Genomic DNA, 17,250 nt, shown 5'->3' on the forward strand with positions numbered 1-17,250 from the left:
GGGCTTCATCTTCGTTCCTTCGTCACTACGACGAAGCCCAGATCCTCCTTAAATCACAACCTCAAATCTGTGCCATTGGTGCTGACGGCGGACAGGGCGGTCGAGCTCCGCCTGGGCAAAATATGCGCTCGCCTTACGCAGTATCTCGTTGGCCTGGCGCAGTTCGCGGTTCTCGCGTTCCAGCGCCTTCAGGCGGTCCGCCATCTCGGTGGGCACACCAGCACGCTTGCCACTGTCCACCTCGGCCTTCTTTACCCACTCATTCAATGTGTGCGCCGAGCACCCGATCTTCTCGGCGATGGAAATCATTGCTGCCCAGCGGGAAGGATGTTCAGCCTCGTGATCCAGCACCATGCGCACCGCCCGTGCGCGAACCTCAGGTGCAAACTTGTTCGTCGTTTTGCTCATATCGGCTCCACTTACTCAGAAGTTGGAGCCTCCGGCAAACCCGGGGCGGTTCAATGCTCCCTGAGCATGATGCCCCAATCGTCGTACGACTTGCGATGCCCATAGCTCTTGCGCACTCGGCCATCGACGATCTGGGTGCGCTTCTCGGTTTTGCCATAGGCATAGGCACCGGCGTAGAACGGGTTCTTGAGCACGCTAATTACATTGCGATAACGGATCGGAACCCAATCGAAGGAGACCATCATCTTGCCGTCCGACGGGCGCGGGAAATGCATACCTTCGGCGGTCAGCGCGATCAGCACTTGGCGAGCGCTGCCTATCTCGCGGAACCGCGCGAATATGTGCCTGATGGCCTCCTGAACTCGAATGTCAGGGTCAAAGCTCAGGCCATAGTCGCGATGCCAGATGTAGCCGATCGGAACGCTGATGCGCAGTTCGCCGCGCTGAGCCTTTTGCCGTGCAGCTTCGTACATACGGGCACGAATGACAGAAAGCTCGAACTCGCTGATACTGCCCTTCATGCCGAGCAGCAGCCGGTCGTTCGGCTTGGCCGGATCGTAGACCCCATCGATGTCGATGACACGAGCATCGACCTGGCCGCAAAGCTCAAGAAGCCGGTGCCAGTCGGGTCCGTTGCGGGAAAGGCGAGAGGCCTCAAGGCACAATACGGCGCCGACGCGCCCCGTGCACAGATCCTCCACCAGACGCTCAAAGCCGGGGCGATCCACTGCACCGCTCGCGCTGCGTCCAAGGTCCTCGTCGATCACCTCGACATCACGAAATCCCCAGCGGCGCGCAACATCGACGAGTTCATACTGGCGACGTTGACTCTCCAGGTTCCCGTTGACCTGCTGGGGCGTCGACTGCCTGACGTAAACAACTGCCTTGCGCCTCAGCAGGGCCATCGGAAGGAGGTTACCGCCCGTCATTGGTCGCCTCCTCCTCGTCCGAGACGCCTGCGGCCGCCATCAACAACTTGGCTAGGCTTGCCACCACGACGACGCGCTGGGCTCTCGTCAGACCGTCCAGGCTTCTCGTGTCGAGCGGCATGATCAACTGGCGCAGCGCCGGCAGCCGCGTTGGTGGGGGCAAGGTCTTCATCGTCTACCTCCTGAGCGTTCAAACCGCTCAGCAGGGCATTACGAAGGTCAGCGTCGATCAAGAGGCCATGGAGATCGATCAACGCATCTACGGCAACCTGAGGGCTACCCAAGCTGAACGCAGCGCACACCTCGCGATCCAACATCCATGCCGGAACTACGATGACTTCGCCGGGGCTCACCACAATGTGGGCGACTCTGCCGTTCGCCCGCTCCTCGGTATACTCGCACCGGACCGTACGCTCGAAATAGGGGTGCCACCGATACCACACGACAACGTCGTGCCCGACATGGGCAGAATGTCTGCGAGATGGCCCTCAACCGCAAAAACGCGCTCTTTGCAGGCTCTGACGAAGGCGGCGACAACTGGGCGGTCATCGCCACGCTGATCGAGAACTGCAAGATCTCAGGCATCAACCCGCATGCCTGGCTCGCCGAGACCCTCTCCAGGCTCGCAGCGGGTCATTCGGCCAACGCCGTCGGTGAACTCATGCCTTGGACCGCCGTGGCCTGAGCACAGCGCTTACACTGGACGCGCTGGCGGAGAAGCTCTGCCTTGGCTTCGTCGACCGCGTGGTAGACCTTGATTTCGACATTTAGGCGACCGTCGGGATGATATAGTACGATGTCAGGCCTGATGCCGTCTTGCCACTCTTCCAGCGTGACGGCATAGTATTTCCAGTCCGTCTCGAAATCGCGGGCTAAGTCTCGATATTCGACATGGTGCAGAGGAAGCCCGACAGTACGGGCCTCTTCGATTACCATTTTCGCCCATAGGTGAAGGCTGGTTTCGAGACCGGATGTGCATTCGTCATGCGAAACATGTGCAAAGTGACCGCGCCGAGTTATGATTTTGTCGCTACCCTTACGGGTATGTGGGACGGTTTCTGCAACGTGGCGCATTTCGGATTGGCAGCCGGCGCAGATAAAAGGCGCTTGGGTTTTAGAAGCGTCATCGATGTGAACGACCTTGCCGGTTGATTTCACAAGAGCGAAGGGATGTTTCAGCATTTTGAACCATGGACAGATCTATTGTGGCGAGGCGTCCAATGGATGAATTTCCTTTGTCGCCGTGGAGCGCGCACAAAGTTCCTACGTTCTTTTTTATCTCTTCCTCTCCTGCCGACCCAAGCCATTTGGAACAGTCAGAGTGAACCGCGACTCTTGTGAAGGCTTTCTGTCTGGGCCCGTGGTTATGGATATTCCGATCGCGCGTTCCTAAAAATTTATCCCACATTTTCACTATTTGAGAAAATGTGGGATAAATCGCGATATTCCTGTCGGTTATGCCACTGTCGCGACTTCGACGGTAAGGTGCTGGAGCTCATGAACGGGCACCAGGCGCCGCCGGATTTCCGTCGCATCTACGCCCGGATGGGCAGCGACGCCGACGATCGCTGAGTGGGCTTCGGGGCCGACCTTCCAGACGTGCAGATCCGTGATCCGGGCATCGCCTGTCGTTTCGACCAACTCGCGGACTTCATCGGCTACGTGGCGATCTGTGCGGTCCAGGAGAATGGCGGCCGTGTCGCGCATCAGCGACCATGACCAGCGCGCAATCACGATGGCGCCGACGATGCCCATGATTGGATCCATCCACACCCAGCCCAGATAGCGGCCGGCCAACAGAGCTGCGATTGCCAGCACCGATGTCAGGGCATCAGCGAGAACATGCATATAGGCGGAACGCAGGTTGTTGTCGCCACCATGGCTGTGGCCATGCGAATGCCCATGATCGTGGTGGTGGTGATGACCATGGTCGTGCCCATGACCACCAGATAGGAGGAAGGCCGACGCTATGTTCACGAGCAGTCCGAGGATTGCGATGCATGTGGCTTCTGCGAAGGCGACGTTGATGGGTTCGAACAGTCGCATGACGGACTCGACGCCGATAGCGACGGCTATGATACCCAGGACGAGAGCCGATGCGAACCCAGCGAGATCGCCGACTTTTCCGGTGCCGAAGCTGAAGTCGCCGTTATGAGCATGTCGTTTCGCATAGGCGTAGGCAGCGGCCGCAACACCAAGCGCTCCGGCATGGGTGGCCATATGGAAGCCGTCAGCCAGTAGAGCCATCGATCCTGTAGTATAACCAGCGACGATCTCTGTCACCATCATGAGGGCGGTGAGCACCACGACCCAGAGCGTCCGGCGGGCATTGTCGTCATGGCTGGCGGCCAGGAACATATGTTCGTGCGTCAGGTGGCCGGTATCGGCCAGCACGGGGGTCTTGGTGCTCACTTGCTGTACCTCCGGATGATCGTGACGAGGTCTTCTGCGCCTTGCTGGCGTTCTTCGGGCGACAGACCGTCGCGCGCGACATGGGCCTCCAGATGTTCGACGATGATCTCATCGAGAAGCCCATTCACGGCGCCGCGAACGGCTGCGACCAGATGGAGGACTTCGGTGCAGTTCGCATTGCCGCCAAGCGCGCGCTCTACTGCGCCAACCTGGCCTGCGATGCGCTTGATTCGCCCGAGTAGCGCGTCTCGGTTCTCATTGATGTGAGCCATTTTCCCTCGGCAGCCTCAATGTCAGGCAGCAAGTTGCTGCTGGTAGGACGTTGCCATATAGGGTAGGTGGGTAGGGTATTCAATTAAATTCGATGGAATGATTTGTGCGCTCGCCTTGCATTGACCTTTGTGGTTTCGACGCCTCATCCGGCTGGTGCCGTGGTTGTGGCCGTTCTCGTGAGGAAGTGCGCCGTTGGCGAAATCTGCGCCCGGGCGAGGCGCGCAAGGTTGCTGCGGATTTACCGCAGCGCCTGTCCAAGCTGCGCGCAAAGGGCTTGACGAATGATCGCACCGACGACTGACCAGCCTTTCGGCTGATGTCGTCGGTGCGATGGGTGGCAAGCGGAGCTGTTAGCCAGGCGCGACCTTCAACTGATGATCGTCGCCGTACCGGATGCGGCAGGAATAGCCGTGGCCGCACTCAGTGTGCATCTGCGACACAGCGGCTTTGGTAAGACGCTGTGTCTGGCCGCTATCTTCGATTTCGATCCGTTCGACCGATTGGAAATCGAATGGCGCAACGGGGACGTTTTCCCGACCCTGTTTGATGAGCACCCCATAGTGCGCCGTGCCTTTGAAATAGGTTACACGAATGTCATGGGAGCTTTCGTTCTTCCATCTGGGGTGGACAGGACCGCATGCGGACAAGCACAGGGCCAGGGCGGTCAGTAAGATCGTCGGTTTCATTGTCTCAATTTCTTGCGGGATTGCTGTTCCTAACAAATCCGCCCTAACCGGGCATGAATGCCTAACCCTCAGGGGCGGCGCGATCCGGTCGCATCAGCGCCATGTTCACAACATCTATCCAGTTCCCGCCCATGAAGAGCGCGTTGCGTGAGATGCCCTCTTCGGCAAAACCCAGCCGATGGTACAGCCGCCGTGCGGGCTCGTTATGCGCGAAGACGGTCAGCTCGAGCCTGCTCAGGTTGAGATCGCGCCAGCAATATTCAATGGCGATTGCCATTGCGTTTGCTGCCAAGCCCTTGCCGCGGTCTTCGACCTCACCGATGCGGATGCCGATCAGGGCCGATCGATGGATGGCGTGGATTTTATGGATCTGGATGAAACCCACAATATGTGGAGCGTCCTGCACGCGAATGGCAAAGAAGACGCGTGAGGCGTCCTGATCGGCATTTAGCCAGAATGCTTCCTGATGCTGCCAGTTAAGCGGTCGGTAGGGTTCATTCAGGCGAGCGTCGTCGGCATTGTCCATCCAGCGGAACAGCCGCTCGAGATCGACAGGGAAAATGGGGCCGAGGGCCAAGGTGTTGCCAAAGAGAAAATTTGGGTCTTCCATGTTGTGCAGATGGCCGCGAGGGTGGCGGCCGAAGAAAGCTGGATCAGACTGGCTGAGGGCTACGGCGCCTAAACCACCATGTTCGAATGGTCCGCTCTGCAGGGGCCTCGATGCCGTGGTGCAGGAGGGCTGCCAGGCAGAGCATCGTTGCCGACGTGATGATGACCCCGACGAAAGGGCCAATCTGCGCCCGATCGACTGCCCGGAGCAGCACGAAGCCGGCATGATGGTGGATGAGATACAGCGGGTAGCTGAGAGCGCCGAGATACAGCAGAATAGGATGGGTGATCGCGGACAGGCGGCCGTTGATGGCCAGCCAAAGCATCACCTGAATTCCGACCCCGGCGATCAGGAAGGCGGCGCCCCCGTTGAAACCCAGTATCGCCAGCGCCATCGCGAAATAGGGAAGTTGGTCAAGATAGCGCCGATGCGCTGACCACGCTCTGTAGGTGAGCACGCCAATGGCGAAGAACGGGCTGTATTGGTTCACCAGGAGCATCTGCACCCGATACGGCACTATCTCGGAGGACGAGGCAACGGCGCCAAGTGCCATCCAACCAGCAAGCAGATACTCAATGCGCACCCGCCTGCGCGCCATCCATGCGAGGGCCGCGCATATGTAGAAGGCGAGCTCGACGGTCAGCGTCCAGTACACGCCATCTACAGACGGGACGAAGAAGAAGCCTTGCAACATGGTTAGGTTGATCAGGACCGTTTCGAATTCCGCCTGTAACCGCTCGGTCCCGCTCCATTGCACGACCAGCGTCGTGAGCAGCACTGCTGCCCAATAGGCCGGGAAGAGCCGGGCAACACGCTTGATGGTGAAGTCGGCGATGCCCGCAGTGTTTTCCAGCGTGCGACTGATCACGAAACCGGAGATGCCGAAGAACAGGAAGACGCCATAGCCTCCGGCATCGAACCTCACGCCGATGCTGCGGTGCTCGGGAAAGAAGTCGGGATAGATCGAGGTGTAGTGGAACAGCATCACGCTGATCGCCGCGATCCCGCGCAGGGCGTCGAGTTCCTTCAACCTGTTCCTGAACGGGCCGCCGACCGGTGGCTGCTCAAGCCGATCAGGACGCACGTCGACCTCCTGTTTTTCAACGAGGGTCATGACGGCCCCCCTTGAAAATCTTCCCGACCATGTTGCGGATGTCTTGATAGAATGGACCGGTATCGTCCTTGTCGAAGACATAGTAGCGCATGTTCGGGCGCACGAAGTCTGCGAGGTAAGATCGTAGTTCCTGCAGGCGGCTATATTCAGCGAAGCGCTCATCAACGCGAGAGCGCCCGACGAGCAGGCGCATGAGCCGCTTGGTCTCCGGAATCATATAGCGTGCCTGAATTATGTCTTGCCGGCCCACCGGCGCGTCAACGACCTGGCCCAGGACCGAACGTCGATAGGCTTCCCAGGCGAAGAGGGTGTCACAGTGGCGAGTGAGCGGGAGGCTGCCCCAATAGCGGCCATTTACTTCCATGAGCCAATAGCGCTTGTGCGCAGCATCATAGCGATACTCGACCATGGCTGGGCCGTCCCACTCCAATTTTTGAAGCAGGCGCTCCGACAACATCATTTGGGCTTGATGCTGATAGAGTGGCTCGTTGTAGCAAAGCGTCGACACCCCGCCTTCCGGCGGCCATTCATGAAGGCGCACATGCTGAAAGCGCAGGGTCGCGCGATCACGCCTCATGTAGAGCATTTGGCCAAGCCCCACGCCATCGCAATAGGACTGGATCAGGGGCCAGCGGCCTATTGTTTGGAAGCGATCAAGCAAGCGGTCGAGTTGGCCGGCATTGCTGACGAACTCTGCCTTCTCCCACTTGAGGCCAGCCTCTTCGAGAAGGGGGAGGATGTCATTCGGGTTGTTCCATTTGGCGATGGCGGGGAAACTCTGCTCAGCGATCCGCGCGGCGAAATCTTCGCCGGCTCGAGGTTGCCATGTCTGCGGCACGTCGAACCCGAGCTTTCTGGCTTCGCTCAGTGTGTCGCTCTTGTTAAGCGCCCGCTGCAATTGCTCCAAGCGGGGCGTCAGAACCTCGCACTTGCCGATGTACTTCGGTCCTGCCGCTAGTTGCAGCAAATCGGTTTCGGACACAGCGAATAGTGCCATCGCGCCCGTGCGACGTACGATGTCGGGCATCCAGGACATGATTGGCCCGGCCGGACGGATGATGGCTTGCGAGCAATGTCGTGAGGCTGCAGCCATTGAGGTTGCGGCCGTCCCGACGCCGATGACCGGCACACCCTTTTGGCCGAGTTCACGGATGATGCTGAGATTGATCGCGCTATCGAGCCCGAGCACGATAGCAGGTGGGTGCGGGCGCAAAGGACGCCCGCCAGAATGCAGTGTTGCCACAGAAGATGCCTTTCGAACTTGCCGAAGGCAGCGGCGGACGTAAAGCATCACAGCCGCTGCCAGACTGGCAGGTCAGACCAATCGGAAGGTCGGGCGCCCTGCGAAAAGGGCGCTGCGGCATCAGGCGGAGGGCGGCTCTAGCAGCGGAGGGGAGGGGACGATCGTCAGCTGTAGGTCATCAGACCGACGGAACTGACGCTTGAGAATACGGCGGTGCCGGTCGCCTACACCAGCTATCCTGACGTCGTCTGCTGATCCGTGCGTGTGATGGCCGGTGTGACGGTGAGAACCGTCAGGGAGTTCGTCCGTCTGCCCGTCAACCAGATCCGCCGGCTCAGTGTGCGCCTTACCTACTGGATCGGTATGGGTATATTCGTAATGATGTCCCTGAAGCGGCGCGTGCGGCAAGGCGGCTCCAGCCGCTCCTTGGGCGAGAATCGCCAGAACTGTCAGCATTATGCAGCGGATCAGCTGTGTCATGTCGCGTCGGCTCACATGCTCAGTTCGGGTTGCGCTCGGAGGCCTATAACAGAAATGGCGTTACAGATATCGTGAGATTGCCCGGAATTCTTCAACAGCCTTGGAGACGCCGCCGCTATCCTGGCTATGGCTGAGGCAATGATCGATATGATCGTTGATCAGGGTCTTCTTGGCGTTGACGATCGCACTTTCGACCGCTTGCAACTGCTGGGCGATCTCGACGCAGGGACGTCCTTGTTCGATCATCGTTACGATGCTGCGCAGATGGCCGCCAGCACGGTTCAATCGCTTTATGATCGCAGGGTGCGTCTCGTGCTGATGATCGGCCATGCAGAATCTACTCCAGGAATGGTGCTTGCAGTATCCTCCCCGGGGGGATACTGCAAGCGCCATTCATATCCCCCCGGGGAGGATGATTCGTCATGAGGTCATGCAATGCTTTCGGTGTTGAGCAATCGGACATACCGTCACCTGTTCCTGGCGCAGGTGGTGGCTTTGGTCGGAACCGGGCTGGCTACGGTTGCGCTGGGGCTGCTCGCCTATGACATTGCCGGCGGATCGGCAGGCGCAGTGCTGGGGACCGCGCTGGCCATCAAGATGATCGCCTATATTGGTGTGGCTCCCGTCGTAGGCGCCTTTGCCGACAGGCTGCCGCGTCGCGCCTTTCTCGTCACGATGGATGTGCTGCGCGCCGCCGTCGCGATCTGCCTGCCGTTCGTCAGCGAGATCTGGCAGATCTACGTCCTGATCTTCGTGCTTCAGTCTGCATCGGCAGCGTTCACGCCCACTTTTCAGGCGACCATTCCCGATGTTCTGCCGGAAGAGCGCGACTATACCAAGGCGCTCGCCCTGTCGCGGCTGGCTTATGATATGGAAAGCCTGACGAGCCCGATGCTCGCGGCTGCCTTGCTGACTGTCATCAACTTCCACTGGTTATTCTCGGGCACGGCGGTCGGTTTCGTCGGTTCGGCCATTCTGGTCCTGTCGACCACCTTGCCTCGAGCGCTTAACCGTAAGGAAGTGCGCACCGGCATTTATGCCAAGACCACCAGGGGTATGCGGATTTACCTCAAGACGCCACGGCTGCGCGGCCTTCTCGCTTTGACCTTTGCGTCGGCGGCGGCGAGTTCGATGGTGATCGTCAACACTGTCGTCATTGTCCGGGACCAGCTTGGCCTTGGCCAGCGGGACGTTGCCTTCACACTAGCAGCCTTTGGTGGAGGCTCTATCCTCGCTGCGCTGGGGTTGCCCCGTATTCTCGACCGCATATCCGACCGCTCGATCATGATCACTGCCGCAGCAGTGCTGGCTTGGGGGCTTGCGATCATGGGTGCCCTCACGCACTGGTTCGGCAGTTCCTCCAACTATTGGTCCATACTGCTCTCGGGATGGTTCGTCATGGGTATGGCCTATTCGATGAGCGTCACCCCGTCGGGGCGGCTATTGAAACGGTCGGCCAATGCGGAAGATCGGCCTGCACTCTTTGCGGCGCAGTTTGCCCTGAGCCACGGAAGCTGGTTAATCTGCTATCCGCTTGCTGGCCAGCTTGGCGCGAGAGAAGATCAGGTAATGACGTTCATTGCCATGTCGATCATCGCGCATTTTGGTGTGATCGCTGCTTATTTGCTGTGGCCGAGCGCGGACCCTGACGAACTTCCACATGATCACGTCGATCTTGATGCAGACCATGCCCACCTTCGGGACAAGCATGGCCAAAGCGCTGGCCACGCCTATGTGATCGACGATCTTCATCAGCATTGGCCAAGATCATGACTCGTTCTTTCGGTCGATCCGGCTTGCCAAGTGCATGTGACGAAGATAGCGTGCGCGCCATGCGAGCATTGCACCCATCGCGGCGTAACAGCACGGCGCTTATATGGCGTCGGCGCGTGTCGACGCTGTGCGGCCTGCTCGCTTTGTTGGGTGTGACCCTGCTGACAACCTGGCATGACACCCTACCTCAGGCGCATGCGGCCCAGCAGGTCGCGTCCAGCGTCGCCGATCACGATCATCACCATGACCGGCATGAGTCGAAGGACCAGCCTGACCTGGCAGACATGATGCACATTGCTGCACATGCCGCGCATCAGTCGACAGATCTCCCGTCGCAGCCCGTCATAGTTGCAGATGTTGCGCCGGTCGCTGGGCGTTGGGAGCTGTTCCACGCTGCCGCGTTGGGTTCCACGGGGCCAGCCTCTCTCTTGAGACCACCCGAGGCCTGATCCCTGGCGCGCATCTGCGCGCATCTTTTGATCAGACCTACGAGGGAATTACACAATGCAAGCCTTTCGAGGCCGGCTGCCGCGTATTGCGGTATCCGGCGCGGTCGTTGCGACCTGCCTTATGGCGGGTGGCACGGCTGCAAGCGCGCAAGTCGCGCCACCATTTGCCGAGCTTTTTCGGCAAACCAGCGAAGCGCCACGTCAATTGGAGCTCGAAGCCGAAGTAGATCGTGCCGAAGGATTGGCACGGCAGGCACGCGCCTATCCCAATCCGACCGTGAGTGTCATGACGGAGAATGTGGGCGGGCAACGCCCGTACAACCGCTTCGGTCGTGCGGAAAACACGCTTCAGGTAAATCAACCGCTTGAGTTGTTCGGAAAGCGCTCCGCTCGCATTGCGGCAGGCGAAGCGGGCGTGGTCGCTGCTCAGGCGCGTACGCGTGACGGCCGGCTGTCCTATGCATATGAACTGGCGCGTGCCTATGCTGGCGCTGAAGTCGCCGATCGTAGGATCGGGCTGGCTGAAGATGAACTGGAAGAAGCAGAAGCGGATCTTAAGGCCGCCCGCGCTCTGGTTGAAGCGGGCAAGGAAGCCCGGCTTCGTGGCCTTCAGGCTGAAACCGAAGTGAATTCGCTGAGGGCTGTCGTCGATACGGCCAAAGCAGAGCGGGTTGGCGCCTATTCCCGCCTGACTGCGCTCAGTGGTCAGTCGGTGTCTTATTCGACGCTTGCCGAACCCATGTTGGACCGGCTGGCGCCGATGAAGGGGCACGGGCCGATCGACCCGACGCAGACGGCGCCTTATCTGGCAGCGAAAGCTGACGCAGAAGCCGCCGCGCGGCGGGTGACATCCGCCAAGCGGCAGGCCATTCCTGACGTGACGGTGTCCGTCGGCGTCAGACGGCTTGAGGTCGACAACGCGAATGCTCTGCTGGCAGCTGTGAGCGTGCCATTCCCACTCTTCGACAGGAACCGCGGCAACATAGATGCCGCGCAGGCTGAACTGCGCGGCGCGCAGGCACGCGAGGCGGCAACCCGGCTGGAGGCCGAGGCTGCAATCCAGGCTTCGCTTGCCTTCAACGAAGCGGCAGACGCCAGAGCAGCGGCTGCGGACAGAACCCTGTCCACGGCCGAAGAAAGCTATCGGCTTGCACGCATCGCCTATGAAGCGGGGAAGTCCCCGCTGATCGAATTGCTAGCTGCCCGCCATGGCCTGGGAGCTGCTCGCGGCGTGGTGCTCGATGCCCGCGCTGCCCAGTTTGACGCCCGCGCCAGCCTTGCAAGGCTTGAGGGCCGCACCATCACCGGAGAACCCGTCCAATGAAGTCCGACAACAAACTCTATGCCGGCGCTGCGGTCGGCCTCATTCTGGCGGCGCTTGCCGGCTTCGGCGTGGCACGCATGACAGCGCCCAGCGCACCGGTGGCTGAGGAAAGCGCTGCGGAAGCAGAGGCCCAGCCTGCCGATACCGTGGAAATCACTGCAGACGGCATCAAGAGTTCCGCAATCTCGGTCGAAGCCGTCTCCGGCTCCAGCCTTTCGGGGATCGTCATGGCAAGCGCCACGGTCGAAGCCACGCCTGATGCCGAAGCTGTTCTAACCGCGCGAGCGCCAGGCACGGTGACGCGCATCTTCAAGCGTATCGGTGATACGGTTCAGGCCGGTGAGGCGATCGCACTGGTGGAAAGTCGTGATGCTTCGGCAATCGCGGCCGATCGTGGGGCTGCGGCGGCGCGGGCGACACTCGCTGCGCGACAGTTGGCCCGCGAGAAGAGCCTGCTCGCGCAAGGTGTATCGGCGCGGGCGGACTATGAAACGGCCGAAGCCAATCTGGCGGTAGCTCGGGCCGAAGCGCGCCAGGCGGACGCGGCTGCGCGTGCAGCACGGGTTGCTGGCGATGGTCGGTCCGTATCTGTCGTGAGCTCCGTCTCTGGCCGGATCACATCGGCAACGGCAAGTCTGGGTTCGTTCGTCCAGGCGGAGACTGAACTATTTCGGGTCGCAGATCCGCGCAGCATCCAGATTGAGGCTGCGGTTCCTGTGGCTGACGCTGGCCGGGTAAAGGCTGGCGATCGGGTGGAACTCACGACGTCCGACGGCCAGAAGGTGGAAGGGCGTGTGCGCTCGGCGACCGGTGTTGTCGACGCGCAGACCCGGCAAGCCACGGTGGTCATCACCCCGAGCGGCGGTGGCAGCGTGATCGCTCCAGGACAGCTTGTGCAGGCACGTATCTTCGCCAGCGGTGGTCAGGGTGCGAGCGGTGTCACGGTGCCACAGGATGCGGTCCAGACAGTCGGCGAACGGACAGTGGTTTTTGTTCGCACGCCCAAGGGCTTCAAGGCACAGACCGTTCAGGTCGCCAGTCGCAGTGGCGGCATGGTTGCGATTGCGGCTGGCCTGAAGGCGGGGCAGCAGATCGCGACGACCAACGCCTTCCTCCTCAAGGCTGAGCTTGAGAAGGAGTCGGCAGAATGATTGCGCGCATCCTCAGTCTATCCGTCAGGATGAGATGGGCGGTGTTGTTCCTGACACTCGCCATTGTCGGATTTGGCGGCTGGCAGATCACCAAGCTGCCGATCGACGCCGTCCCGGACATCACCAACCGACAGGTGCAGGTCAACACCTTCAATCCCACGCTCGGCCCGGTCGACATGGAAAAGCAGGTGACTTATCCGGTCGAGACGGCCCTTGCCGGCATTCCAGGTCTCACCATGACCCGGTCGCTGACGCGTAACGGGTTCAGCCAGGTGACGGCGATTTTCACCGACAGCACAGATATCTTCTTCGCCCGCCAGCAGGTGACCGAACGCCTTGCGCAAGCCAAGGACAGCCTGCCTTCCGGGGTGCAGCCCAATCTGGCACCGCTCAGTACAGGGCTTGGCGAGATATTCTTCTATTCGGTGGCGTTCCGTCATCCAGATGGCAAGAACGTCAAGACTGTAAATGGCCAGCCCGGCTGGCAGTCGGACGGCAGCTACCTTACGCCTGAAGGCGAGCGACTGACCACCGAACTGGCGAAGGCGGCCTATCTGCGCACCGTGCAGGACTGGATCATCCGTCCGCAAATGCGCAATGTCAAAGGCGTAGCCGGCGTCGATTCCAACGGCGGCTTCGTGAAGCAGTATCTGGTGCAGCCCAATCTCAACGCGCTGGCCACCTATGGCCTGTCGGTGACGGAACTGGCTGATGCTCTCCAGCGGGCGAACCTGTCGGCAGGCTCCAACTACATCAAGCGAGCCGGGGAGAGTTTCCTGGTTCGCGCCGATGCGCGCCTGAAGTCGATTGAGGAAATCGAGGAGGCGGTCGTTGCGACCCGTGCTGGCGTGCCGGTCCGCGTGCGTGATGTCGGTGAAGTGGTCATCGGTGGCGCGGTCCGCACCGGTTCCGGCAGCCGCATGGGATCCGAAGCGGTGATCTCGACCGTCCTGATGCTGGTGGGCGACAATAGCCGCATCGTGGCGATGAGCGCGGCAGAGAAGCTCACGCAGATCAACAAGGGGTTGCCGCCAGACGTCTTTGCAGAACCCGTCTATAACCGCTCAAAGCTGGTGAATGCGACCATTTCCACGGTCGAGAAGAACCTGACCGAAGGCGCGCTGCTCGTCATCGTGGTGCTTTTCCTGCTGCTGGGCAACATCCGCGCGGCGCTGATCACGGCGGCGGTCATTCCGGTGACCATGTTGATGACGGCCAGCGGCATGAACGCCATCGGGGAATCCGGCAACCTCATGAGCCTTGGCGCGCTCGACTTCGGTCTGATCGTCGACGGCGCCGTGATCATCGTGGAAAATGCGCTGCGACGGCTTGCCGAACGGCAGGAACATGAAGGGCGTCTGCTGACGTTGTCGGAGCGGCTGGGCGAGACGACGGAGGCTGCGGTCGAGATGGTTCGACCTACCGTCTACGGGCAGCTCATCATCTTCCTCGTGTTTGTGCCGTTACTGACCTTCCAGGGTGTCGAGGGCAAGACCTTCTCGCCCATGGCGGTCACGCTCATGATTGCTCTGGCCTCGGCCTTCATCCTCTCGATTACCTTTATTCCTGCGATGATCGCTATCGTGATCAAGGGTAAGGTGAGCGAGACGGAAGTGAAGCCGATCCGTTGGTTCAAGGAAAAGTACGAGCCGCTCCTGAAGAAAGCCGTGGCGCGTCCCTTGCCATTCATTGCGGCCGGCGGTGGCATGTTCCTGGCAGCCGTCCTGTGCTTCGGCCTGCTGGGCGAGGAGTTCATGCCCCAGCTTGACGAGAAGGACATCACGGTCACCAATTTCCGCGTGCCGTCGGCCTCGATCGACCAGTCGACCGAGATGCAACTGCGGATCGAGAATACCCTCAAGACCTTGCCGGAAGTGGCGCTCGTCTTCTCGAAGAACGGCAACGCGGATCTGGGTACCGATCCCATGCCGCCAAACGCCTCAGACACCTATGTCATCCCCAAGCCCGAAAGTGAGTGGCCGTCGGATGTGAAGAGCAAGGACGATATCCTCAAGCGCATCGAAGCGAGGATGAAGCCCCTGATTGGCAACCGGACGGAAATCCAGCAGCCGATCCAGATGCGCTTCAACGAGCTTATCGCTGGCGTTCGGGCTGACGTGGCCATCAAGCTTTATGGCGATGACCTCGATCAGATGAGCCAGCAGGCGCAGCGCATTGCCGCGGTGGTTCGGAAGATCCCCGGTGCTGGCGATGTCAGTGCCGAGCAGACGTCCGGTGCGCCGACGTTTGACGTGAAGATCGATCGATTGGCGGTCGCACGTTACGGCCTTTCGGTCGAAGAGGTTGCTAATACCGTTGCGGCTGCTCTTGGTGGCCGGGAAGCTGGGCTGCTGTTCGAAGGTGACCGTCGCTTCTCGGTCGTGGTCCGTTTGCCCGATGCGCAGCGCGATGATCTGGAAACGCTGGGGTCCATCCCGGTGATGTTGCCTACCTCCGAAGGTCAGGTGGCAAGGTCCATCCCGCTCCGCGAGGTGGCACGGTTCAGCTTCACTTCGGGGTTGAACCAGATCAGCCGCGAGAATGGCAAGCGTATGGTGATCGTGCAGATCAACGTGCGTGGTCGGGATCTGGGCGGCTTCGTCACAGAGGCGCAGCAGAAGGTGGGCGAACTCCAACTGCCTGCTGGCATGTACACCGATTGGGGCGGCACATTCGAAAGCCTTCAGTCGGCGCGTCTGCGCCTGCTGATCGTGGTGCCGATCTGCTTCGCCGCGATCTTCGCACTTCTCTACATGGCATTGGGCGGCGCTATCCCAGCAGCGATCGTGTTCAGCGCCGTGCCGATGGCTCTGGCGGGGGGGGTCTTCGCCCTGCTGCTGCGCGGGATTCCGTTCTCCATCACGGCTGCGGTGGGCTTCATTGCTCTCTCCGGTGTCGCGGTGTTGAATGGCCTCGTCATGATGAGCGCCATCCGCAAATATCGAGAGGATGGGGCAGAGGAGGATCAGGCGATCATAGGCGGCGCGATGGAGCGCGTGCGGCCGGTGCTGATGACTGCGCTCGTGGCAAGTCTCGGCTTCGTGCCGATGGCCCTCGCTACGGGGACGGGAGCCGAAGTGCAGCGACCGCTTGCCACGGTGGTCATTGGTGGCCTCATCACGTCGACGGCGCTGACGTTGCTCGTGTTGCCGGCGATCACGGCATTCATGGGGCGCCTCAAGAAGAAACAGGCGCAAGAGTCGTCGGGTAATTCCGAACCGGCAACTGCGTAATCGAAAGGCAGGCGGCGGCGGAGCTGCCGCCTGCTTCATCTATGATTTGCTCAACGCCAGACCCTCGAGGATTGGAAAGTGCCATGTTCCTTGACGAACGTTCTCGATTTTCTGTCCGGTCAGGCCAGCTGGCTATCGTGATGATGGCGGCGCTGGCGGCCGGGGCATGTTCATCTGGCGATGGCAATGGCCAACTCAGTCCCGACGACCAGGCGCTGCTCAGTGATCGCGAAGCGCATCATGAATTTCAGTGCAATGATGGCTCCCTTCTCCACGCGGCGTACCGCGATGAGGGGCTGGTGATGATCCTGAGTGGACCCGCGCAACCGCAGCCGATCCGCCTGACTGCTCCGGCTCAGGGGCTGACCTATGTCGGGGAAGGCATCACTGCCACGATCACCAATCGCGTCCTGCGCATCAGCGAAATAAACCGGCCGGAGCGCACCTGCACCTCGGGCAAGCCCTTGGGCCTTAGCCCTGTAGAACCAGCCGACGACTTGGTTCGTGACGAGAATAGGTCATCTGACGCTCGCAATTTTGTTGAGAATCATTCGCGATAATCTATCGTGTGTGCGGTTTGGCGCCCGTTGAACGGCCGTTTGGATGAATGAGAGAAGGAAGGAGTGACGAATGCGAACTTATCCATTCCTCTCTGTCCTGCTCGTAATTGCTATGATGATCTCACACGGCTCGTTGCTGACCGTGTCACAGCATTTCCACCAAAGTGACCGACCATCCGTTGAGGCTACTACAGAGCATCAACATTTTTCAGAAAACCATGAGGAGCCGGGCAGCGCTACAGGAGGCGGTCACGTTCATCTAGTCGGTGATCGCGTGCCAGATGACCATGGGCTGAAACCTGTCCCAACTGGGAAGGCTATCCATAGCGGCGCGCATCGCCAGCCTTTTATGGCGCCGTTCACCATGGCTCCGCTACTCGAGCCGCCATCGATATCCTGAAGCATGGCAGTGCGAGGCGTTGGTCTCGCACTTGGTGCTGATTTGCCGGCGTCGAGGCGCTGGCGACCATACGGATATCTATATGAAACTCAGACTGGCTCGACCGTGGGCTGTCCGTCGTCAGAACATTCGGCACAACTCGCGGCGTAGATTAGCGGAGTGCGGACCTCGTCAGGGGGTTGATCTTAGGCGGCGAACTTGCGGT

Annotated in this window: 17 protein-coding genes and 2 pseudogenes; 8 read left to right on the forward strand and 11 right to left on the reverse strand. The window is 60.3% G+C overall.

The window, feature by feature from the left end:
- Positions 1 to 94: 94 nt before the first annotated feature.
- The 3 genes and pseudogenes from GGQ90_RS27270 to GGQ90_RS27280 all read right to left on the reverse strand — a co-directional run.
- A pseudogene (locus tag GGQ90_RS27270) lies at positions 95 to 408 on the reverse strand (transposase); the annotation flags it as partial.
- Positions 409 to 458: 50 nt separating this feature from the next.
- A complete protein-coding gene (locus GGQ90_RS27275; protein WP_188084488.1) occupies positions 459 to 1,337 on the reverse strand; it encodes a recombinase family protein in 879 nt (292 codons plus the stop codon).
- A complete protein-coding gene (locus tag GGQ90_RS27280) occupies positions 1,324 to 1,509 on the reverse strand; it encodes a hypothetical protein (RefSeq protein ID WP_130752872.1) in 186 nt (61 codons plus the stop codon). The genes GGQ90_RS27275 and GGQ90_RS27280 overlap by 14 nt, the downstream gene beginning before the upstream one ends.
- 309 nt (positions 1,510 to 1,818) lie before the next feature.
- On the opposite strand from GGQ90_RS27280, the pseudogene GGQ90_RS27285 reads away from it, so the two are divergent.
- Positions 1,819 to 2,022 (forward strand): annotated as a pseudogene (locus GGQ90_RS27285) (transposase domain-containing protein); the annotation flags it as partial.
- Here GGQ90_RS27285 and GGQ90_RS27290 read toward each other — a convergent pair.
- The 3 genes from GGQ90_RS27290 to GGQ90_RS27300 all read right to left on the reverse strand — a co-directional run bounded on the left by GGQ90_RS27290 (position 1,971) and on the right by GGQ90_RS27300 (position 4,021).
- Complete coding sequence (locus tag GGQ90_RS27290; protein WP_188084489.1) at positions 1,971 to 2,519, reverse strand: hypothetical protein; 549 nt, start codon at positions 2,517 to 2,519, stop codon at positions 1,971 to 1,973. The pseudogene GGQ90_RS27285 and the gene GGQ90_RS27290 sit on opposite strands and share 52 nt — an antisense overlap.
- A gap of 273 nt (positions 2,520 to 2,792) precedes the next feature.
- Entirely contained in the window at positions 2,793 to 3,695 is a 903-nt protein-coding gene (dmeF, locus tag GGQ90_RS27295) for a CDF family Co(II)/Ni(II) efflux transporter DmeF (RefSeq protein ID WP_188084499.1), read from the reverse strand.
- 50 nt (positions 3,696 to 3,745) lie between these two features.
- Positions 3,746 to 4,021, reverse strand: a complete 276-nt coding sequence (locus GGQ90_RS27300) for a metal/formaldehyde-sensitive transcriptional repressor (protein ID WP_004210808.1) — start codon at positions 4,019 to 4,021, stop codon at positions 3,746 to 3,748.
- 104 nt (positions 4,022 to 4,125) lie between these two features.
- On the opposite strand from GGQ90_RS27300, the gene GGQ90_RS27305 reads away from it, so the two are divergent.
- Complete coding sequence (locus GGQ90_RS27305) at positions 4,126 to 4,323, forward strand: DUF1289 domain-containing protein (RefSeq protein WP_037480019.1); 198 nt, start codon at positions 4,126 to 4,128, stop codon at positions 4,321 to 4,323.
- A gap of 73 nt (positions 4,324 to 4,396) precedes the next feature.
- Positions 4,397 to 4,693 (forward strand): hypothetical protein, encoded by a 297-nt coding sequence (locus tag GGQ90_RS27310; RefSeq protein ID WP_188084490.1) that lies wholly within the window; start codon positions 4,397 to 4,399, stop codon positions 4,691 to 4,693.
- Between the two features lie 76 nt (positions 4,694 to 4,769).
- Here GGQ90_RS27310 and GGQ90_RS27315 read toward each other — a convergent pair whose 3' ends face one another.
- The 4 genes from GGQ90_RS27315 to GGQ90_RS27330 form a co-directional block, all read right to left on the reverse strand.
- Positions 4,770 to 5,318 carry a GNAT family N-acetyltransferase gene (locus GGQ90_RS27315; protein ID WP_188084491.1) on the reverse strand — a complete coding sequence of 183 codons (549 nt, stop codon included), beginning with the start codon at positions 5,316 to 5,318 and terminating at the stop codon, positions 4,770 to 4,772.
- A 43-nt stretch (positions 5,319 to 5,361) separates the two neighbouring features.
- Positions 5,362 to 6,432, reverse strand: a complete 1,071-nt coding sequence (locus GGQ90_RS27320; RefSeq protein ID WP_188084492.1) for an acyltransferase family protein — start codon at positions 6,430 to 6,432, stop codon at positions 5,362 to 5,364.
- Positions 6,419 to 7,621 carry a carboxylate--amine ligase gene (locus tag GGQ90_RS27325; protein ID WP_188084500.1) on the reverse strand — a complete coding sequence of 401 codons (1,203 nt, stop codon included), beginning with the start codon at positions 7,619 to 7,621 and terminating at the stop codon, positions 6,419 to 6,421. Before GGQ90_RS27325 ends, GGQ90_RS27320 begins: the two co-directional genes overlap by 14 nt.
- Positions 7,622 to 8,215: 594 nt before the next feature.
- Positions 8,216 to 8,485: a metal-sensing transcriptional repressor gene (locus GGQ90_RS27330; RefSeq protein ID WP_188084493.1), complete on the reverse strand. Its 270-nt coding sequence runs from the start codon at positions 8,483 to 8,485 to the stop codon at positions 8,216 to 8,218.
- Positions 8,486 to 8,590: 105 nt separating this feature from the next.
- Here GGQ90_RS27330 and GGQ90_RS27335 point away from each other — a divergent pair, with 105 nt between their 5' ends.
- Complete coding sequence (locus GGQ90_RS27335) at positions 8,591 to 9,928, forward strand: MFS transporter (RefSeq protein ID WP_188084494.1); 1,338 nt, start codon at positions 8,591 to 8,593, stop codon at positions 9,926 to 9,928.
- Positions 9,929 to 10,110: 182 nt separating this feature from the next.
- On the opposite strand, the gene GGQ90_RS27340 is transcribed toward GGQ90_RS27335, so the two are convergent.
- Complete coding sequence (locus GGQ90_RS27340; protein WP_125999564.1) at positions 10,111 to 10,320, reverse strand: hypothetical protein; 210 nt, start codon at positions 10,318 to 10,320, stop codon at positions 10,111 to 10,113.
- A 112-nt stretch (positions 10,321 to 10,432) separates the two neighbouring features.
- On the opposite strand from GGQ90_RS27340, the gene GGQ90_RS27345 reads away from it, so the two are divergent.
- From GGQ90_RS27345 to GGQ90_RS27360, 4 genes are all read left to right on the forward strand, one after another.
- Entirely contained in the window at positions 10,433 to 11,701 is a 1,269-nt protein-coding gene (locus tag GGQ90_RS27345) for a TolC family protein (protein ID WP_188084495.1), read from the forward strand.
- Positions 11,698 to 12,852: an efflux RND transporter periplasmic adaptor subunit gene (locus GGQ90_RS27350; RefSeq protein WP_188084496.1), complete on the forward strand. Its 1,155-nt coding sequence runs from the start codon at positions 11,698 to 11,700 to the stop codon at positions 12,850 to 12,852. Before GGQ90_RS27345 ends, GGQ90_RS27350 begins: the two co-directional genes overlap by 4 nt.
- Positions 12,849 to 16,085, forward strand: a complete 3,237-nt coding sequence (locus tag GGQ90_RS27355) for an efflux RND transporter permease subunit (RefSeq protein WP_188084497.1) — start codon at positions 12,849 to 12,851, stop codon at positions 16,083 to 16,085. Before GGQ90_RS27350 ends, GGQ90_RS27355 begins: the two co-directional genes overlap by 4 nt.
- 83 nt (positions 16,086 to 16,168) lie before the next feature.
- Complete coding sequence (locus tag GGQ90_RS27360) at positions 16,169 to 16,645, forward strand: hypothetical protein (protein ID WP_188084498.1); 477 nt, start codon at positions 16,169 to 16,171, stop codon at positions 16,643 to 16,645.
- Positions 16,646 to 17,250 lie beyond the last annotated feature (605 nt).

Origin of the sequence: Sphingobium scionense (assembly GCF_014197035.1) — a bacterium.
GTDB lineage: Bacteria > Pseudomonadota > Alphaproteobacteria > Sphingomonadales > Sphingomonadaceae > Sphingobium > Sphingobium scionense.

Bases quoted from the DNA above. Each gene is read 5' to 3' on its own strand.
- GGQ90_RS27275 (WP_188084488.1), bottom strand. From the start codon at position 1,337: ATGACGGGCGGTAACCTCCTTCCGATGGCCCTGCTGAGGCGCAAGGCA.
- GGQ90_RS27280 (WP_130752872.1), bottom strand. From the start codon at position 1,509: ATGAAGACCTTGCCCCCACCAACGCGGCTGCCGGCGCTGCGCCAGTTG.
- GGQ90_RS27290 (WP_188084489.1), bottom strand. From the start codon at position 2,519: ATGCTGAAACATCCCTTCGCTCTTGTGAAATCAACCGGCAAGGTCGTT.
- dmeF (WP_188084499.1), bottom strand. From the start codon at position 3,695: ATGTTCCTGGCCGCCAGCCATGACGACAATGCCCGCCGGACGCTCTGG.
- GGQ90_RS27300 (WP_004210808.1), bottom strand. From the start codon at position 4,021: ATGGCTCACATCAATGAGAACCGAGACGCGCTACTCGGGCGAATCAAG.
- GGQ90_RS27310 (WP_188084490.1), top strand. From the start codon at position 4,397: ATGATCGTCGCCGTACCGGATGCGGCAGGAATAGCCGTGGCCGCACTC.
- GGQ90_RS27315 (WP_188084491.1), bottom strand. From the start codon at position 5,318: ATGGAAGACCCAAATTTTCTCTTTGGCAACACCTTGGCCCTCGGCCCC.
- GGQ90_RS27320 (WP_188084492.1), bottom strand. From the start codon at position 6,432: ATGACCCTCGTTGAAAAACAGGAGGTCGACGTGCGTCCTGATCGGCTT.
- GGQ90_RS27330 (WP_188084493.1), bottom strand. From the start codon at position 8,485: ATGGCCGATCATCAGCACGAGACGCACCCTGCGATCATAAAGCGATTG.
- GGQ90_RS27335 (WP_188084494.1), top strand. From the start codon at position 8,591: ATGCTTTCGGTGTTGAGCAATCGGACATACCGTCACCTGTTCCTGGCG.
- GGQ90_RS27345 (WP_188084495.1), top strand. From the start codon at position 10,433: ATGCAAGCCTTTCGAGGCCGGCTGCCGCGTATTGCGGTATCCGGCGCG.
- GGQ90_RS27350 (WP_188084496.1), top strand. From the start codon at position 11,698: ATGAAGTCCGACAACAAACTCTATGCCGGCGCTGCGGTCGGCCTCATT.
- GGQ90_RS27355 (WP_188084497.1), top strand. From the start codon at position 12,849: ATGATTGCGCGCATCCTCAGTCTATCCGTCAGGATGAGATGGGCGGTG.
- GGQ90_RS27360 (WP_188084498.1), top strand. From the start codon at position 16,169: ATGTTCCTTGACGAACGTTCTCGATTTTCTGTCCGGTCAGGCCAGCTG.